Genomic DNA, 15,182 nt, shown 5'->3' on the forward strand with positions numbered 1-15,182 from the left:
CGGCCGGGCCTTTTTGCGTTTACCGGGGCTTCGGGCCGGCCCGATTTGGCCCGCATTTGGCCGGCATTTGGGCGAGGGGTGGGCGGGGTATGGTAAAACGTGTGCCTCGCCGCCGATCCGGCCCGATCCGCGCACGCGGAATGCGGTGTCGGCGTCACCTGGTGGCTGTGCATCCGCCTCACAGAATTCCTCATGACCGGCCCCCTGTCTTCCGCCGATACCGGCCTCGCTCCTGGCGGGGGCGGCGGCACCTCGCCCTGGCGCCGCGCCGCGCCGATCGTCGCCCTGCTGGCCCTGGCCGCGCTGGTAACGGCTGCGGGCTGGCTCGGCTATCGCCTGACCTATGACACCGCACTGAGCCGCCAGGCCGAGCGCGGCCAGGTGCAGATGCGCCTGTACGCCCAGACGCTGGAGAGCGAACTGGCCCGCTTCGACTACGTGCCGAGCCTGCTCTCGCTCGATGCCCGCGTCGAGGGATTGCTGCGCCAGCCGGGCAACCCCGAACGCGTGGCCGCCGCCAACGCCTACCTCGCCGCGCTGAACGGCCGGGCCGGCACCCGCGTGGTCTATATCCTCGATGCGCGCGGCAAGGTCCTCGCCACCAGCAATTTCCAGCGTCCCGACAGCTACCTCGGCGAAGACCTGAGCTTCCGCCCCTACTTCCGCAGCGCCATCGAAGGCCAGTTGGGCCGCTTCTACGGCGTGGGCACCACGCGCAGCGAGTCTGGCTACTACCTCTCCGCGCCGCTAGGCGACCGCGACAAGCCGGTGGGCGTGGCGGTGGTCAAGATCGGCCTGGAGCCGCTCGAGAACCGCTGGCAGGGCAATGACAGCCAGATGCTGCTGACCGACGAGAACGGCGTGGTGATCCTGGCCTCGGATCCGTCCTGGAAGCTGGCCGCGCTGCGCCCGCTGGCGCCGGCCCAGCGCGAGAAGCTGGACCGCTCGCTCCAGTACAACCGCGCCCCGCTGCCCCCGCTGGCGCTGACCACGGTGCGCGAACTCGGCCCCGGCCCGAGCGAAGGCGGCGACGCGCTGGTGCGGCTGCGCCAGGGCCCGCCGATGCTGGCCCAGCACCTCGCCCTGCCGGGCACCGACTGGAACCTGACGCTGCTGACCAACACCTCGCAGGCCCGCGTGGCCGCGCTCAACAGTGCGGCGCTGGCCGGCGTGCTGGCGGCCTTCGTGCTGCTGCTCGGGGCGGCGTGGAACGTGCGGCGGCGCATCGTCAGCGAGCGGCTGGCGGCGCGCGCGGCGCTGGAGGCGGCCAACAGTGAACTCGAACGCAAGGTGGCCGAGCGCACCGCCGACCTCTCCGCCGCGAACCAGCAACTGCATGCCGAAGTGGCCGAACGCACCCGCACCGAGACCTTCCTGCGCCAGGCACAGGATGGGCTGATGCAGGCCGGCAAGCTCGCCGCGGTGGGCCAGATGTCGGCCGGCATCGCCCATGAACTGAACCAGCCGCTCGCGGCGCTGCGCACGCTCTCGGGCAATACCAGCAAGTTCCTCGAACGCGGCGACCACGCCACGGCGCAGGAAAACCTCGGCAAGATCATCGGGCTGGTGGACCGCATGGGACGCATCACGGGCGCGCTGAAGTCCTTCGCGCGCAACCCCTCGGTGGGCCAGCGCGGCACGGCCCGGCTGGCCGAGGCGGTGGACAACGCACTGTTCCTGCTGGAGACGCGCATCGCAGCGGTGGCGCCGGCCATCGAGCGCGACATCGATCCGCATCTGATGGTGGCCTGCGACCCGAACCGGCTTGAGCAGGTGCTCGTCAACCTCGTCGGCAATGCGCTCGATGCGATGACCGCGATGGGTGGCCGCGCCGCGCCGCGGCTCTCGCTGCACGCCTACCAGAGCGGCGGGCTGGTCCACCTGACCGTGCGCGACAGCGGCCCGGGGCTGTCCGAGGCGGCCTTCGCGCGGCTGTTCGAGCCGTTCTTCACGACCAAGCCGGCTGGCGAGGGGTTGGGCCTCGGCCTGACACTGTCCGCCGGCATCCTGAACGAGAACGGCGGCACGCTGACCGCGATCAACCATCCCGAGGGCGGCGCCTGCTTTACGCTCGCCCTGCCAGAGGCCGGGCCGGAGGCGCGCCATGTCGGCTGAGGCACCGCAGCCGGACGCCATGACGGCCGGCATGACCGCGATGACGGTGATGATCGTCGAGGACGACCCGGACGTGCGGCTGGGCTGCGAGCAGGCGCTGCGGCTCGAGGGCATGGCCACGCGCGCCGTGCCCAGCGCCGAGGCCGCGCTGCGCGAGGTGCAGGCCGGCTACGCCGGCATCGTCGTCAGCGACATCCATTTGCCCGGTGCCGACGGCATGGCGTTGCTGCGCGAGCTGATGGCGCGCGACGCCTCGCTGCCGGTCATCATGATCACCGGTCACGGCGACGTGTCGCTGGCCGTGCAAGCCATGAAACAAGGCGCGTACGACTTCCTCGAGAAGCCGTTCTCGCCCGAGCGGCTGGTAGCCACGTGCCGCCGCGCGCTAGACAAGCGCCGGCTGGCGCTGGAAGTGGCCGAACTGCGCGCGCGGCTGGCCGGGCGCGAGGCGCTGTCCGCTCGGCTGATCGGCGACTCCCCCGCCATCGGCCGGCTGCGCCAGATGATTGCCGACCTGGCGGACACCGCCGCCAACGTGCTGATCCACGGCGAGACCGGCACCGGCAAGGAACTGGTGGCGCGCTGCCTGCACGAAGCCAGCGGCCGGCGCGCGCGCCATTTCGTGCCGATCAACTGCGGCGGCCTGCCCGAACAGCTGTTCGAATCGGAGATCTTCGGCCACGAGGCCGGCTCGTTCACGGGCGCCGCGCGGCGCCGCATCGGCAAGATCGAGCATGCCGACGGCGGCACGCTGTTCCTCGACGAGATCGAGAGCATGCCCATGCCGATGCAGATCAAGCTGCTGCGCGTGCTGCAGGAGCGCGTGGTGGAGCGGCTGGGCTCCAACCTGCCGGTGCCGGTGAACGCACGCGTGGTGGCGGCGACCAAGGCGGACCTGCGCGCGCTGGCCGACGCCGGCCAGTTCCGCGCCGACCTGTACTACCGGCTGAACGTGGTGACGCTGGCCCTGCCGCCGCTGCGCGAGCGGCGCGAGGACGTGCCGCAGCTGTTCGAGCATTTTGTCGCCCAGGCCGCGCTGCGCTTCGAGCGCGAGGCCGTGCCGGCCACGGCGGCCGAACTGGCGCGGCTGGTGGCCTACCCCTGGCCCGGCAATGTGCGCGAGCTGCGCAATCTGGCCGAACGCCACGTGCTCGGGCTGGGCTGCGACCCGGCCCAGGGCGGCGCCGCGCCGCACGCGCTGCCGCTGCCCCAGGCGGTGGAGCAGTTCGAGCGCGCGCTGATTGCCGATGCGCTGCGCCGCCACGACGGCAACCTGAGCCGCGCCGGCGAGGCGCTGGGCGTGGCCAAGACCACCTTGTTCGACAAGGTCAGGAAGTACGGACTGCACGAAAAAGGGTAACGCCGTCGGCATCAATGTATCGAATGTACCGAACGGGGAACTGCCGCGCTGCCGCCGTGTCCCTTGAGAGGTGCGCTGGGACTGGCTCGCGGGCAAAAATGCCGGCGAGAATGCGAACCGACAGCGTTGGTGCCGTCCACCGAAGCTGCCCGATGTACGTTAAACAACAAAAGTGTGACGCCAATCGCGGATTTCCCCGTGGCGGCACAGCGCGTTGAAGCCATACTATTGGCATGGCGGAACGCTAACAGGCGGCACAGACTGCCAGGTTCCAACACCGTGCATGGGCACCTGAGCCCGGGCGCGGGAAAAAGCAACAAAGACCGGCCGGGGAGCGGGTCGCAAATGTCAGGGTCAGTAAATCCGGCAGCCCGGATCAAAACGGCGTGGCGCGTCCGAGGGTGCCACGCGGCGAGCAACTGGCGCCGTGCTGCCGATCGACACTACGGGTGATTGGATGAAACTGGATCCGGAACTGGCTGAAAAGCCCTACTACAGCACGCGGACTGCGGCAAAACTTCTCAACGTCTCGTTGGGCACCGTCCAGAAAATGGTCGAACGCGGCGAATTGGGCGCGTGGAAGACCAACGGCGGCCATCGGCGCATTCACAAGGAAACTGTCCACCGCCTGCTGGCGAGCCGCGCCGCGCCCGACATGGCCGCCGAGCACGATCTCGACCTCGTGGTGTTCCACCCGAACCACCAGGAAGCGCAGCGCATCAGCGCCCAGCTGGGCAAGTGGTCGCTGCCGCTCAAGAGCCAGGTGCTCGAGGACGTGGTCGACACGGTCATCACCTCGGTCGATGCCCGGCCGCGCGTGGTGCTCTACTACGTGGAAGAGCTGAACGACGCCGAGTCGGCGATCATCGAGAAGCTCCAGAACTTCTTCGCCCGGCAACGCGTGATCTTCGCCGTCATCACCAACCGCCAGGCCTATGACGGCGTGGCCGATGCGCTCCAGCAATGGGGCATCATGGTGTTCCTGAAGACGCCGTCGCTGGAAGAGATCAAGGGCTTCCTGCGCGCGCAGCTGATGATGGGGCGCGTGGGCGCCTGAGCGCCCGGACTGACTCCCCTGCTCCTTCGGGAGCGGGGAGCCCATCGACCCGTCCGGTATTAAGTAAGAGCCCCGTACACTCCCCCGCCCGCACCCCGCCCGCACCCCTCACGCCCCCTCACGCACCCCTTCACGCTGCCACGGCTTCCTGGCAGGACGCCATCATCCAGCCGTACAGGTCGCGCGGGTCTGGCGGCAGCGCCACCAGCGCGATCGGCCGCCCCACGCCATGCGCGCGCGCGGCGGCATGGAGCCAGCGCAGCACGGCGTAGTCCTCCAGCGCGAATCCCACCGAATCGAAGATCGTCACGTCGTCCGCCGACACCCGGCCCGGTGCGGCGCCGGACAGCACTTCCCACAACTCCTGCACCGGCGCCTCGGGCCATTGCTGGATCTCGCCCTCGATGCGCGACTGCGGGGCGTACTCCACCACGATCCGCGCGGCGTGGAGGATGTCTGCGTGCAGTTCGGTCTTGCCCGGGCAATCGCCGCCCACGGCGTTCAGGTGCATGCCGGGCCGGATCATGTCCGGCGTGAGGATGGTGGCGTGGGTCTTGTCGGCCGTCACCGTGGTCACGATGTCGGCCCCAGCCAGTGCGGCGGAGATCGACCCCACCGGCACGATCGACAGACCCGCCACGCCGGCGAGGTTGTGCACCAGCCGCGCGGTGGCGGCCGGGTCGATGTCGTAGGCGCGGATCTCGCGCACGCCAAGCAGGGCGTGGAAGGCCAGCGACTGGAACTCGGCCTGCGCGCCATTGCCGACCAGCGCCATCGTGCGCGCGCCGGGCCGGGCCATGGCGCGCGCCGCCAGCGCCGAGGTAGCAGCCGTGCGCAGGGCCGTGGCCAGCGTCAGGTCGGCCAGCAGCAGCGGGAAACCCGTGCGCACGTCGGCCAGCATGCCGCAGGCCATCACCGTCGGCAGTGCCTGCTGCGCGTTGCCGGGATGCCCGTTGACGTACTTGAAGGCGAACTGGGTGCCGTCGCTGACCGGCATCAGCTCGATCACGCCTACCGGCGAATGGCTGGCCAGCCGGGCCGATTTCTCGAAGGCGGGCCAGCGCAGGAAGTCATGCCGGACGTGCTCGGCCACCTCGCCGATGGCCCGGGCGACGCCAATGCGGCGCACCAGCGTGGCGGCATCGGCGGCGTCGAGGAAGGTTGTCATCCTGGGCGTCATGGCGGTCTCCTGGTCATGCGGCCACGGCGCGGCGCGCGGGCGTGCTGGTGCGATCCAGGCGCAGCGTCATGCAGTAGGCTCCGCCGCCGGAGAGCATGTACGGCGACAGGTCCACCTCGTGCAGCCGGTAGCCACGCCGGCCCAGTTCGCCGCGCAGATGCGCCGTGGTGCGGGTCATCACCACCTGGTCGTCCAGATTCACGGCGTTGACGCTGAAGTGGCGCAGGTCGTCCTCGGTGGCCTCGATGCGCAGCGCCGCCGGCACACGCGCGTGCAGCAGGCGCAGCGCCGCCGCCGAGAAGGCGGGCGGGTAATAGAGCACCTCGCCGCCGGCCAGCGGGCAGAAGCAGACGTCGAGGTGATAGCTTTGCTCGGTGGCCAACTCCAGGGCCACCACCTCCTGGCCGAACTGCGCGGCCATGACATCGGCGGCCTCCCGGGAGGAGCGCGGGCCGAAGCCGGCCCAGAAATGGCCGCGATGCGCGTCCCAGATGCAGTCGCCCGCCCCTTCCTGATAACAGCCCTCGGGCAGCGTGGTCACGCTGTCGAGCAGGCCGCGCGCGCGCAGCGCCTCGAAGATGGCCGCGAACGGCGCTTCCTCGCCCCGGCGCTGCGGGTAGCGGAAGCGTGCCAGCACGGCCTTGCCGTCGAGCACGACCGCCGCGTTGGCCGGGAACACCATGTCGGGCTGACCCGGCGCCCCTTCGGCCACCTCGACCGCAAACCCGGCGGCGGTCAGCGCGGCGTGGAGCGCGTCGAACGACGCCCGGGCCTGGCGATGCATGCCGCGCGGGTCGCGCGCCCAGGCCGCGGGGTCCATCCACGGGTTGATGCTGTAGGACACGTCATAGAACGTGGGGGCGATGAGGAGGATGGTCGGGCGGTCGGTCACGGGGGCTCCTTTGTCTGATGTGGCTGCCGTGGGTGCATTCTGATGCCCGTCCACGCCAACAAATAGCCAGCAAAATGGACAAATTGCGCGCACGATTCGACAATCCGCCAACATAAGGCGACAAATCGCCAGAGGAGCCCCCAATGGACGCCACCGACCAGCAACTGTTGAGCCTGTTGCGCGACAACGCCCGCACGCCCGTGACGGCGCTGGCCAAGGCGCTGCGCGTCTCGCGCGCCACGGTGCAGAACCGGATCGACAAACTGGAGAAGGAAGGACTGATCGTCGGCTACACGGTGCGGCTGAAGGCCGAGGCCGAGCCGCACCGCATTCGGGCCTGGATGACGGTGGCCGTGGAGGGCAACCGCGCCCGGCAGGTGCTGCAGGCCCTGCGCGGCGAGCCCAATGTGCAGACCCTGCATACGACCAACGGCCGCTGGGACATCATCGCCGAGCTGCGTGCGGATACGCTGGAGCAGTTCGACCGCACGCTGGACCGGATCCGGCTGATCGAGGGGATCTCGGCCACCGAGACCAGTATCCTGCTGACGAGCTACAAGCTCTGACCCACCCCGCCCGCATGGCCCGCATGGTCGACCCGGCGCACCGCCCCGCGCAGCCGCTCGCGGCGGGTTTCCTCGTGCATCACATGGCCGCTCGGCGCCAGCAGGTCGCGCAGCGAGACGATGCCGACGATGCGCATCGTCGCCAGGCTCTCCACCACCGGCAGGCGCGCCACGCTCAGTTCGGCCATGCGGCCGGCGGCGGCGCGGCCGGTCAGCGCGGGCAGCAGCACGGCGGGCGCGGCATCACCCTGCCCGGCCACGAGATCGCCGCAGCGCAGGCCCGCATGGTCGCTCGCGTCCCCGGCATGGGCCGCGACGATGGCCGTGCGATGGAGCATGCCGACCAGCCGGCCCGCGCGCACCACCGGGTAGGCGCGATGGGTGGCGCGCTGGGCCGTGTGATCGCCAAAGTAGCGCGGCAGCGCGTCGGCCACCGGCAGGTCGGCGTCGATGGTCACCACCTCGCGCGTCATCAGCTCGTCCACGTGCGCGCGTTCGAGCGGGTCCACGCCGTACTCCCGATAGATATGAAGCCCGCGCCGGGCGATCTTTTCGGTCATGATCGACCGCTTCATGGTCAGCACCGAGAAGCCGTAGGCCACCGCCGTAGTCAGCAGCAGCGGCAGCAGCGCCTCGCTGTCATGCGTGAGGCCGAAGGCGAACACGATGGCAGTCAGCGGCGCGCCCAGCACGCTGCCCAGCACCCCGGCCATGCAGACCAGCGCCCAGAGCGCCGGCGAGCCGCCCGGCAGCACCGGCGCCAGCACCACGCCCAGCCCGGCGCCCAGCATCAGCAGCGGCGCCAGCACGCCACCCGAGGTGCCCGAGCCCAGCGCGGCAATCCAGATCACGGCCTTGACGGCCAGCAGCGCCACGGCCACCTCCAGCGCGAGGCGGTTGTTGAGCAGGTCGCCGATCACGTCATAGCCCACGCCCAGCGCGCGCGGCTCGAAATAGCCGCCAATGCCCACCACCAGACCGCCGATGGCCGGCCACCACATCCAGTGCAGCCGCAACTTGCCGAACGCGTCCTCGGTGCGATAGAGCGCCAGCGTCAGCCCGGCGCCGAGCACGCCGCACAGCAGCCCGGCCAGCACGCACGAGCCCAGCGCCAGCGTGCTGGCCGGCGCGGTCTGGAGCGGGAACAGCGGGCCAGCCTCGAACACGAACGGCCGCAGGAAGCCCGCCACGGCGCAGGCCAGCGCCACCGGCAGCAGACTGCGCGGGCGCAGCTCGAACAACAGCAGCTCGATGGCCAGCAGCACCGCGGCCACCGGCGTGCCGAAGATCGCCGTCATGCCGGCGCAGGCGCCCGCCACCAGCAGCGTCTTGCGCTCGGCGGCGGTCAGGTGCAGGTACTGGGCCAGCAGCGAGGCGATGGAGCCGCCGGTCATGATGATCGGCCCCTCGGCCCCGAACGGCCCGCCGCTGCCAATCACGATGCCGGACGACAGCGGCTTGAGCACGGCCACCTTCGGCGACATGCGGCTCTTGCCGAACAGCACCGCCTCGATCGCCTCGGGGATGCCGTGGCCCCGGATCTTGTCGCTGCCGTAGCGCGCCATCAGGCCGACGATGAGCCCGCCGATGACCGGCACGACGATCACCCAGGCGCCCAGCGCGTGGCTGGCCGGCGAGCGCTCCGCGAAGGAGATCGTCTGGAAGAAGAACAGATTGGTGAAGAAGCGGATCAGGTTGACCAGCACGAAGGCGGCGCCGGTGCTGACCGCGCCGATCGCCAGCGCGATGCCGGCCAGCATGGGCAGGCGGCCGTTGGCGGCGTAGTCGCGCTTCTCGAACGCGGCGGGGCCGGAATGTGATGAGAGAGGCATAATCGGGTTGGGGGCAGGGGTGGGCAGTCCGGAGGCCGGCGCAATATATCATGCCATGATATATTTGCGGACCCCCGCATCCTGAGCGCCCCTGCCCCCGATTTCGATGCCCGCCGAATTCGACTCTTCCCAACCCTCCCATCCCGTTACCGAGGCACGTGCCTGGCTGCGCACTTTCGCGCCGATGCCGATCGCCGCCAGCCGTGGCGAGCGCCTGAAAAGCTGCCTTGGCGCGCTGATCGGCCTGTTCCTCACCGAGTGGATCTGCCGCCGCTTCCTGCAGGGCTTCAATCCGTGGTTCATCGCCCCGATGGGCGCGTCGGCCGTGCTGCTGTTCGCCGTGCCGGCCAGCCCGCTGGCCCAGCCGTGGTCGATCATCGGCGGCAATCTGGTGGCCGCCACGGTGGGCGTGGCCTGCGCGCGCTGGATTCCGGACCCCGGGCTGGCGGCGGGCGTGGCCGTGGCGGTCGCCATCGCCCTGATGTTCCAGCTGCACTGTGTGCACCCGCCCAGCGGTGCCGTAGCCGTCACAGCGGTGCTCGGCGGCCCGGCCGTGCAGGCGCAGGGCTTCGGCTTCGTGGTGATGCCGGTGGCCATCAATTCGATGCTGCTGCTGCTGACCGCGCTCGCCTTCAACAACTTCGCCCGGCGGCGCTATCCGCACCGGCCGCCCGAGGCCGCCACGCAGCACCACACCCGCGACGTGCCGCCGAGCCAGCGCGTGGGCGTGACGCGCGCCGACCTGGACGCGGTGCTGGCCGCGCGCGGCGAGTTCCTGGACATCGAGGAAGACGATCTCGAGGCGATCATCGTGGAGGCGGAGCTGCGCGCCTACCGGCGCCGCTTTGGCGATGTGTCGTGCGGGGACATCATGTCGCGCGACGTGGTGGCCGTGCGCCCCGGCCAGGCCGCCGCGGACGCCGCCGCGCTGCTGGCGCGCCATCACATCAAGGCGCTCCCGGTGGTGGATGGCCGCCGCCGCCTGCTCGGCATCCTCACCCAGAGTGACTTCTTCCGCGCCCAGCGCATGCACTCGCGCCGCGTGAACGGCACCGTGCGCGACCTGATGACCCGCGCGGTGGTCACGGCGCGCCCGGACCAGCCCATCGTGGAGCTGGGCCGGGCGTTCTCCGACGGCGGGCTGCACCACGTGCCCGTGATCGACGACAACCGCTGCGTGGTCGGCATAGTCACGCAATCCGATCTCGTAGCCGCGCTGCTGCGCCGAGGGGTCACGGAGTCGTGATGGCGGGCTGACGTCCTATTACACTCATCCAGGCCAGCGCCCCCCGGCGGCGCTGTCATCGATTTCCGCTATGCTTACGGCGTTTCCGTCACACGGCGCCCCTGGAGATCTGCCCGATGAGTTCCGGACAATTGATTGAAAAGCTCGCCGCCGTCTTTGCGCTGATCGTGCTGATCGGCGGCTCGCTGCTGGTGCTGGCCCCGTTTGCCACCGCGCTGCTGTGGGGCGCCATCCTCGCCTACGCCTCCTGGTACCCCTACACCGTACTCACGCGCTGGCTCGGCAACCGACGCGGCATCGCCGCCCTGATCTGCGTGCTGATTTCCACGGTTATCGTGCTCGGCCCGTTCGTCTATGCCGGCGCCAGCTTCTCCGCCCATCTGGACGATCTCCAGGCGCTGGTCGAGCGCTACACCGAACACGGCATTCCGCAACTGCCCGAATGGCTCAGCAGCCTGCCGTTCGTCGGCAGCCAGCTCTCCAGTGCGTGGAACCAGGTCATCACCGCCGACTCCGAGATGGTGGCCAACCTGCGCAAGCTGATCGCGCCGGTCGGCCATGTGCTGCTGGGCGCGGGCTTGTCGATTGGCGCCGGGCTGGGCCAGCTGGCGCTCTCCATCGTCCTGGCGTTCTTCTTCTATACCGGCGGCGAGCTGGCCGTGGAGTGGCTGCGCGGCGGCATGCGCCGCGTGGCGGGCGAGCGTGCCGATCACCTGCTGGCGCTGGCCGGCAGCACGGTCAAGGGCGTGGTCTACGGGGTGCTCGGCACCGCCTTCATCCAGGCCCTGCTGGCCGCTATCGGCTTCTGGATTGCCGGCGTGCCCGGCGCTGCCATCCTCGGCTTCATCACCTTCTTCCTCTCCGTGGTGCCGATGGGCCCGCCGCTGATCTGGATTCCGGCCGCGCTGTGGCTCTACCACTCGGGCCACACCGGCTGGGCGGTCTTCATGGTGATCTGGGGCGGCGCCGTGGTCGGCATGGCGGACAACGTGGTCAAGCCGCTGCTGATCAGCAAGGGCACCGGCCTGCCGCTGATCTGGATCATGATGGGCGTGCTGGGCGGGGCGCTGGCCTTCGGCTTCCTCGGCGTGTTCATCGGCCCAACCGTGCTGGCGGTGGCCTACGCGCTGCTGCGCGACTGGACCATCGGCACGCAGGAACGGCCGCCGGTGACCGCCGTCACGGCCGCGCCGCCCAAGACGCTCACCCCGGACGCATGACGCCGGCGCCGCACGCTCCTTCCGACACCCCGCAGGACCTGCACCGGCTGGTGGCCTGCGAATACTGCGACGCGCTCTACGAACGCACCGCGCTGGCCCCCGGCGAGCGCGCCGCCTGCCTGCGCTGCGGCGGCCCGCTCTACCGCGAAAGCTCGCGCGCCTACCGCCGCCTGCTGCCGCTGGTGGTGACGGCGCTGATCCTGTTCCTGATCTCCAACGCCTTCCCCATCGTGGAGATGGACCTCAAGGGCGTGCGCACCCAGACCACGCTGATCGGTGCCGTGCAGGCGCTGTTCGCGGACCAGATGGCGCCGGTGGCGCTGCTGGTCTTCGCCACCACCATCCTGTTCCCGCTCTCCGAGATGCTGATGATGGGCTACCTGCTGGTGCCGATGGCCCGCCGGCAGATGCCGCCGGGGTTCGACCGCATCGTGCGCGGCATCCGCCAGACCCGGCCCTGGGGCATGATCGAGGTGTTCATGATCGGCGTGCTGGTCACGCTGGTGAAGCTCTCCACCATGGCGCAGGTGCTGCCGGGCGTGGCGCTGTGGTCGTTCGGCGCGCTGGTGGTGGTGCTGGCGGCGATGCTGTCGTTCGATCCGCGCGACCTGTGGCACTACCTCGAGCCGCCCGGCGCGGACGAGGTGCCGCCCCATGACGAGACCCATCGCCCATGAGCCCCGCCGCGCCCCCCCAGCCCCCCCGCCCCACCCACGCCTCGCGCACCGCCGCCGCGCGCGAGCGGCTGGCGCGCTCGCGCCGCATGGCCGCCGACGTGGTGGCCGAACTGACCGATGACGACGAGCGCACGCCGCTGGCCCAGGTGCCCACGGCCGCCTCGCGCGGGCTGGTGTCCTGCCACGCCTGCGATCTGGTCAGCCCGCGCACGCTGGAAGGCGAGCCCTGCCCGCGCTGCGGCGCCACGCTGCACCATCGCAAGCCGGCCAGCCTGGCGCGCACCTGGGCTTTCCTGCTGGCCGCCTATATTCTCTATATCCCCGCCAACCTGCTGCCGGTGATGGTCACGCAGTCGATCCTCGGCACCCAGCGCGACACGATCCTCTCGGGCGTGATCTACCTCTGGGTGTCCGGCTCGCACCTGCTGGCCGGCGTGGTGCTGATCGCCAGCATAGTCGTGCCGCTGCTGAAGATGATGATCCTGACGCTGCTGCTGGTTTCGGTACACCTGCGCACGTCGTGGCGCATCCGCCAGCAGACCCGGCTGTACTGGCTGGTGGAAATCATCGGCCGCTGGTCGATGCTCGATATCTTCGTGGTGGCGCTGCTCGCCTCGCTGGTGCGCGCCGGCGCGCTCGCCACGATCATCCCCGGCGGCGGCGCGATGGCCTTCGGCGCCGTGGTCGTCCTGACCATGATGGCGTCGCTGAGCTTCGATCCGCGCCTGCTGTGGGACTCACTCGAATTGCCGGAATCCAACGATGCCCGACACTGACAACGCCACGCCTCCCCTGCCGCCCCCGCCGCCCCCGCCTCCCCCGCCCGGCGGCCTGCCCCAGCCCGCGCGGCGCAAGCCCGCGCGCTGGCTGCCCTCGCTGGTCTGGCTGATCCCGATCGTCGCCGCCGTGGTGGGCATCTCGCTGCTGATCAACACGCTGGCCTCACGCGGCCCAGACATCACGGTGACCTTCCGCACCGCCGAGGGCCTGACGCCGGGCAAGACCGCCGTGCGCTACAAGGACGTCGATATCGGCCTGGTGAAGTCCGTGCGGCTGGCGCCGGACCGCTCGCACGTGGTGGCGATCATCGAGCTGACCAAGGATGCCGAGAACTTCGCCGTGGCCGACACGCGCTTCTGGGTGGTGCGGCCGCGCTTTGCCATCAGCGGGGTGTCCGGGCTGGAGACGCTGCTGTCCGGCGCCTATATCGGCGTGGATGCCGGCAAGTCGCAGGCCAGCACGCGCAGCTTCACCGGGCTGGAGGTGCCGCCGGTAGTCACCACCGATGCCTCCGGGCGGCAGTTCGTGCTGCGCGCGCAGGACCTGGGCTCGCTCGATATCGGCTCGCCGGTCTACTACCGCCGCGTGCAGGTGGGCCAGGTGGTGGCCTACCAGCTTGAGCCGAACGGGCGCGACATCACGCTGCGGGTGTTCGTCAACAAGCCGTACGACACGCTGGTCACCGCCGACACCCGCTTCTGGCACGCCAGCGGCGTGGACCTGAAGCTCGATGCGGGCGGGCTCAAGCTCTCCACGCAGTCGCTGGTGACGGTGCTGCTGGGCGGCGTGGCGTTCCAGTCGCCGGACAACTCCTCGGCCCGCACCGCCGCCGCCGAGAACACGCAATACCTGCTCGCCGGCGACCAGACCGAGGCCATGAAGGAGCCCGACGAACTGGCGCCCGCGCTGGCCGTGCTCAACTTCGACCAGTCCGTGCGCGGGCTGACCCCCGGCGCGCCGGTGGACTTCCGCGGCGTGGTGGTGGGCACGGTGCGCTCCATCGGCATCGAATACGTGCGCGACAAGAAGGCGTTCCGCATGCCGGTGGTGGTGGAGTTCTATCCGTCGCGCATGGGCTTCCGCGAGCGCGACGTGGCCGACGAGGAGCGCAAGCGCGCCATCGTGCAGGGGCTGGTCAAGCGCGGCATGCGCGCGCAGCTGCGCACCGGCAACCTGCTCACCGGCCAGCTCTACGTGGCGCTCGACTTCTTCCCGAAGGCGCCGCCGCCGACCGACATCAACCTCGAAGGGGCGATGCCGGAGCTGCCGACCACGCCGGGCACCTTCGACGCGCTGCAGGCCAAGCTGGGCGATATCGTCAACCGGATCGACAAAGTGCCGTTCGACCAGATCGGGCAGGACCTGCGCACGGCCATGGCGTCGATGAACGCGATGATGGCCTCCGCCGACAAGCTCGTGGCCCAGCTCAACGGCGACGTGGCCCCGCAGGTGCTGGCCGCGCTGCAGGACGCGCGCCGCACGCTGACGGCGGCCAACGGCACGCTGGCGTCTGACGCGCCGCTGCAGCAGGACACGCGGCGCATGCTGCAGGAACTGACGCGCACGGCTGTGTCCCTGCGCGCGCTGACCGACTACCTGGAACGCCACCCCGAGGCGCTGCTGCGCGGCAAGGCGGAGAAACCATGATGAAGCGATCTGCTGACAAAAAGAGGATGGCGCCGGCTGCGTTGGCTGCACTCGCCGCGCTGGCAGTACTGGCCGGCTGCGCCTCGCCCGAGCCGCGCTACTACACGCTGGCCAACGGCGAGGCCACGGCGCCCGCAGCGACGACAACGCCGCTCTGGATCGAAGTGGCCCCGGTGCGGGTGCCCGAGCGGCTGAACCGGCCCCAGCTGGTAGTGGCGGACGGCAGCGAGGGCGGGCTGAAGCTGCTTGACCTGTCGCGCTGGTCGTCGCCGCTGCCGGACGAGCTGCGCGACGCGCTGTCGCAGCAGTTGCAGGCGCGGCTCGGCGCGGTGGACACCTACCAGCAGGGCCTGTCGGAAGTGACGCCGGTGTACCGCGTGACCACGGAGGTGGTGCGGCTCGATGGCGATCTCGGCCAGCGCGCCGCTGCGACCATCGCCTGGACCGTGCGCAAGCTGCCCGACGGCAAGGTCCTGAGCGGCCGCACGCAGACCGAGCTGCCCGCGCCGGGTCAGGTGGACGGCATGGTCACCGCCTATCGCCAGATCGTGGCGACCACCGCCGCCGACATCGCCGCCGGCGTGCAGTCGCTGCGGCCCTGATCCTTATC

13 protein-coding genes are annotated in these 15,182 nt (G+C 70.4%); 10 read left to right on the forward strand and 3 right to left on the reverse strand.

What is annotated here, in order from left to right; translation table 11 throughout:
- Nucleotides 1-192 precede the first annotated feature (192 nt).
- The 3 genes from AB4120_RS10710 to AB4120_RS10720 all read left to right on the forward strand — a co-directional run bounded on the left by AB4120_RS10710 (nt 193) and on the right by AB4120_RS10720 (nt 4,532).
- Nucleotides 193-2,115 carry a sensor histidine kinase gene (locus AB4120_RS10710; protein WP_441642218.1) on the forward strand — a complete coding sequence of 641 codons (1,923 nt, stop codon included), beginning with the start codon at nt 193-195 and terminating at the stop codon, nt 2,113-2,115.
- Complete coding sequence (locus tag AB4120_RS10715; RefSeq protein WP_222944696.1) at nt 2,105-3,475, forward strand: sigma-54-dependent transcriptional regulator; 1,371 nt, start codon at nt 2,105-2,107, stop codon at nt 3,473-3,475. The genes AB4120_RS10710 and AB4120_RS10715 overlap by 11 nt, the downstream gene beginning before the upstream one ends.
- A gap of 457 nt (nt 3,476-3,932) precedes the next feature.
- The gene (locus AB4120_RS10720; protein ID WP_144197371.1) at nt 3,933-4,532 is read left to right on the forward strand and encodes a helix-turn-helix domain-containing protein; all 600 of its coding nucleotides are present in this window, start codon (nt 3,933-3,935) and stop codon (nt 4,530-4,532) included.
- A 130-nt stretch (nt 4,533-4,662) separates the two neighbouring features.
- On the opposite strand, the gene AB4120_RS10725 is transcribed toward AB4120_RS10720, so the two are convergent.
- Both AB4120_RS10725 and AB4120_RS10730 read right to left on the reverse strand, forming a co-directional pair.
- Nucleotides 4,663-5,712: an ornithine cyclodeaminase gene (locus tag AB4120_RS10725; RefSeq protein WP_262389475.1), complete on the reverse strand. Its 1,050-nt coding sequence runs from the start codon at nt 5,710-5,712 to the stop codon at nt 4,663-4,665.
- Nucleotides 5,713-5,725: 13 nt separating this feature from the next.
- The gene (locus AB4120_RS10730) at nt 5,726-6,604 is read right to left on the reverse strand and encodes a dimethylarginine dimethylaminohydrolase family protein (RefSeq protein ID WP_441642219.1); all 879 of its coding nucleotides are present in this window, start codon (nt 6,602-6,604) and stop codon (nt 5,726-5,728) included.
- A gap of 143 nt (nt 6,605-6,747) precedes the next feature.
- Between AB4120_RS10730 and AB4120_RS10735 the strand changes: the two genes are divergently transcribed.
- The gene (locus tag AB4120_RS10735) at nt 6,748-7,170 is read left to right on the forward strand and encodes an Lrp/AsnC family transcriptional regulator (RefSeq protein ID WP_144197369.1); all 423 of its coding nucleotides are present in this window, start codon (nt 6,748-6,750) and stop codon (nt 7,168-7,170) included.
- Here AB4120_RS10735 and AB4120_RS10740 read toward each other — a convergent pair.
- Nucleotides 7,158-9,002: a chloride channel protein gene (locus tag AB4120_RS10740; RefSeq protein ID WP_149136576.1), complete on the reverse strand. Its 1,845-nt coding sequence runs from the start codon at nt 9,000-9,002 to the stop codon at nt 7,158-7,160. The two genes, AB4120_RS10735 and AB4120_RS10740, sit on opposite strands and share 13 nt — an antisense overlap.
- A 106-nt stretch (nt 9,003-9,108) precedes the next feature.
- Here AB4120_RS10740 and AB4120_RS10745 point away from each other — a divergent pair, with 106 nt between their 5' ends.
- The 6 genes from AB4120_RS10745 to AB4120_RS10770 all read left to right on the forward strand — a co-directional run bounded on the left by AB4120_RS10745 (nt 9,109) and on the right by AB4120_RS10770 (nt 15,174).
- Nucleotides 9,109-10,248 (forward strand): HPP family protein, encoded by a 1,140-nt coding sequence (locus tag AB4120_RS10745; protein ID WP_441642220.1) that lies wholly within the window; start codon nt 9,109-9,111, stop codon nt 10,246-10,248.
- 116 nt (nt 10,249-10,364) lie between these two features.
- Entirely contained in the window at nt 10,365-11,468 is a 1,104-nt protein-coding gene (locus AB4120_RS10750; RefSeq protein ID WP_149136578.1) for an AI-2E family transporter, read from the forward strand.
- Nucleotides 11,465-12,145 carry a paraquat-inducible protein A gene (locus tag AB4120_RS10755; RefSeq protein ID WP_149136579.1) on the forward strand — a complete coding sequence of 227 codons (681 nt, stop codon included), beginning with the start codon at nt 11,465-11,467 and terminating at the stop codon, nt 12,143-12,145. The genes AB4120_RS10750 and AB4120_RS10755 overlap by 4 nt, the downstream gene beginning before the upstream one ends.
- Nucleotides 12,142-12,921: a paraquat-inducible protein A gene (locus tag AB4120_RS10760; protein WP_144197364.1), complete on the forward strand. Its 780-nt coding sequence runs from the start codon at nt 12,142-12,144 to the stop codon at nt 12,919-12,921. Before AB4120_RS10755 ends, AB4120_RS10760 begins: the two co-directional genes overlap by 4 nt.
- A complete protein-coding gene (locus AB4120_RS10765) occupies nt 12,908-14,572 on the forward strand; it encodes a PqiB family protein (RefSeq protein ID WP_149136581.1) in 1,665 nt (554 codons plus the stop codon). The genes AB4120_RS10760 and AB4120_RS10765 overlap by 14 nt, the downstream gene beginning before the upstream one ends.
- Nucleotides 14,569-15,174 carry a PqiC family protein gene (locus AB4120_RS10770; RefSeq protein WP_149136582.1) on the forward strand — a complete coding sequence of 202 codons (606 nt, stop codon included), beginning with the start codon at nt 14,569-14,571 and terminating at the stop codon, nt 15,172-15,174. Before AB4120_RS10765 ends, AB4120_RS10770 begins: the two co-directional genes overlap by 4 nt.
- Nucleotides 15,175-15,182: the final 8 nt, after the last annotated feature.

Source organism: Cupriavidus sp. 2KB_3 (genome assembly GCF_052115685.1).
Classification (GTDB): domain Bacteria; phylum Pseudomonadota; class Gammaproteobacteria; order Burkholderiales; family Burkholderiaceae; genus Cupriavidus; species Cupriavidus campinensis.

Excerpts from the sequence above, each read along its gene's own strand:
- AB4120_RS10710 (WP_441642218.1), top strand. The coding sequence starts at position 193 with ATGACCGGCCCCCTGTCTTCCGCCGATACCGGCCTCGCTCCTGGCGGG.
- AB4120_RS10715 (WP_222944696.1), top strand. The coding sequence starts at position 2,105 with ATGTCGGCTGAGGCACCGCAGCCGGACGCCATGACGGCCGGCATGACC.
- AB4120_RS10720 (WP_144197371.1), top strand. The coding sequence starts at position 3,933 with ATGAAACTGGATCCGGAACTGGCTGAAAAGCCCTACTACAGCACGCGG.
- AB4120_RS10725 (WP_262389475.1), bottom strand. The coding sequence starts at position 5,712 with ATGACGCCCAGGATGACAACCTTCCTCGACGCCGCCGATGCCGCCACG.
- AB4120_RS10735 (WP_144197369.1), top strand. The coding sequence starts at position 6,748 with ATGGACGCCACCGACCAGCAACTGTTGAGCCTGTTGCGCGACAACGCC.
- AB4120_RS10740 (WP_149136576.1), bottom strand. The coding sequence starts at position 9,002 with ATGCCTCTCTCATCACATTCCGGCCCCGCCGCGTTCGAGAAGCGCGAC.
- AB4120_RS10745 (WP_441642220.1), top strand. The coding sequence starts at position 9,109 with ATGCCCGCCGAATTCGACTCTTCCCAACCCTCCCATCCCGTTACCGAG.
- AB4120_RS10750 (WP_149136578.1), top strand. The coding sequence starts at position 10,365 with ATGAGTTCCGGACAATTGATTGAAAAGCTCGCCGCCGTCTTTGCGCTG.
- AB4120_RS10755 (WP_149136579.1), top strand. The coding sequence starts at position 11,465 with ATGACGCCGGCGCCGCACGCTCCTTCCGACACCCCGCAGGACCTGCAC.
- AB4120_RS10760 (WP_144197364.1), top strand. The coding sequence starts at position 12,142 with ATGAGCCCCGCCGCGCCCCCCCAGCCCCCCCGCCCCACCCACGCCTCG.
- AB4120_RS10765 (WP_149136581.1), top strand. The coding sequence starts at position 12,908 with ATGCCCGACACTGACAACGCCACGCCTCCCCTGCCGCCCCCGCCGCCC.
- AB4120_RS10770 (WP_149136582.1), top strand. The coding sequence starts at position 14,569 with ATGATGAAGCGATCTGCTGACAAAAAGAGGATGGCGCCGGCTGCGTTG.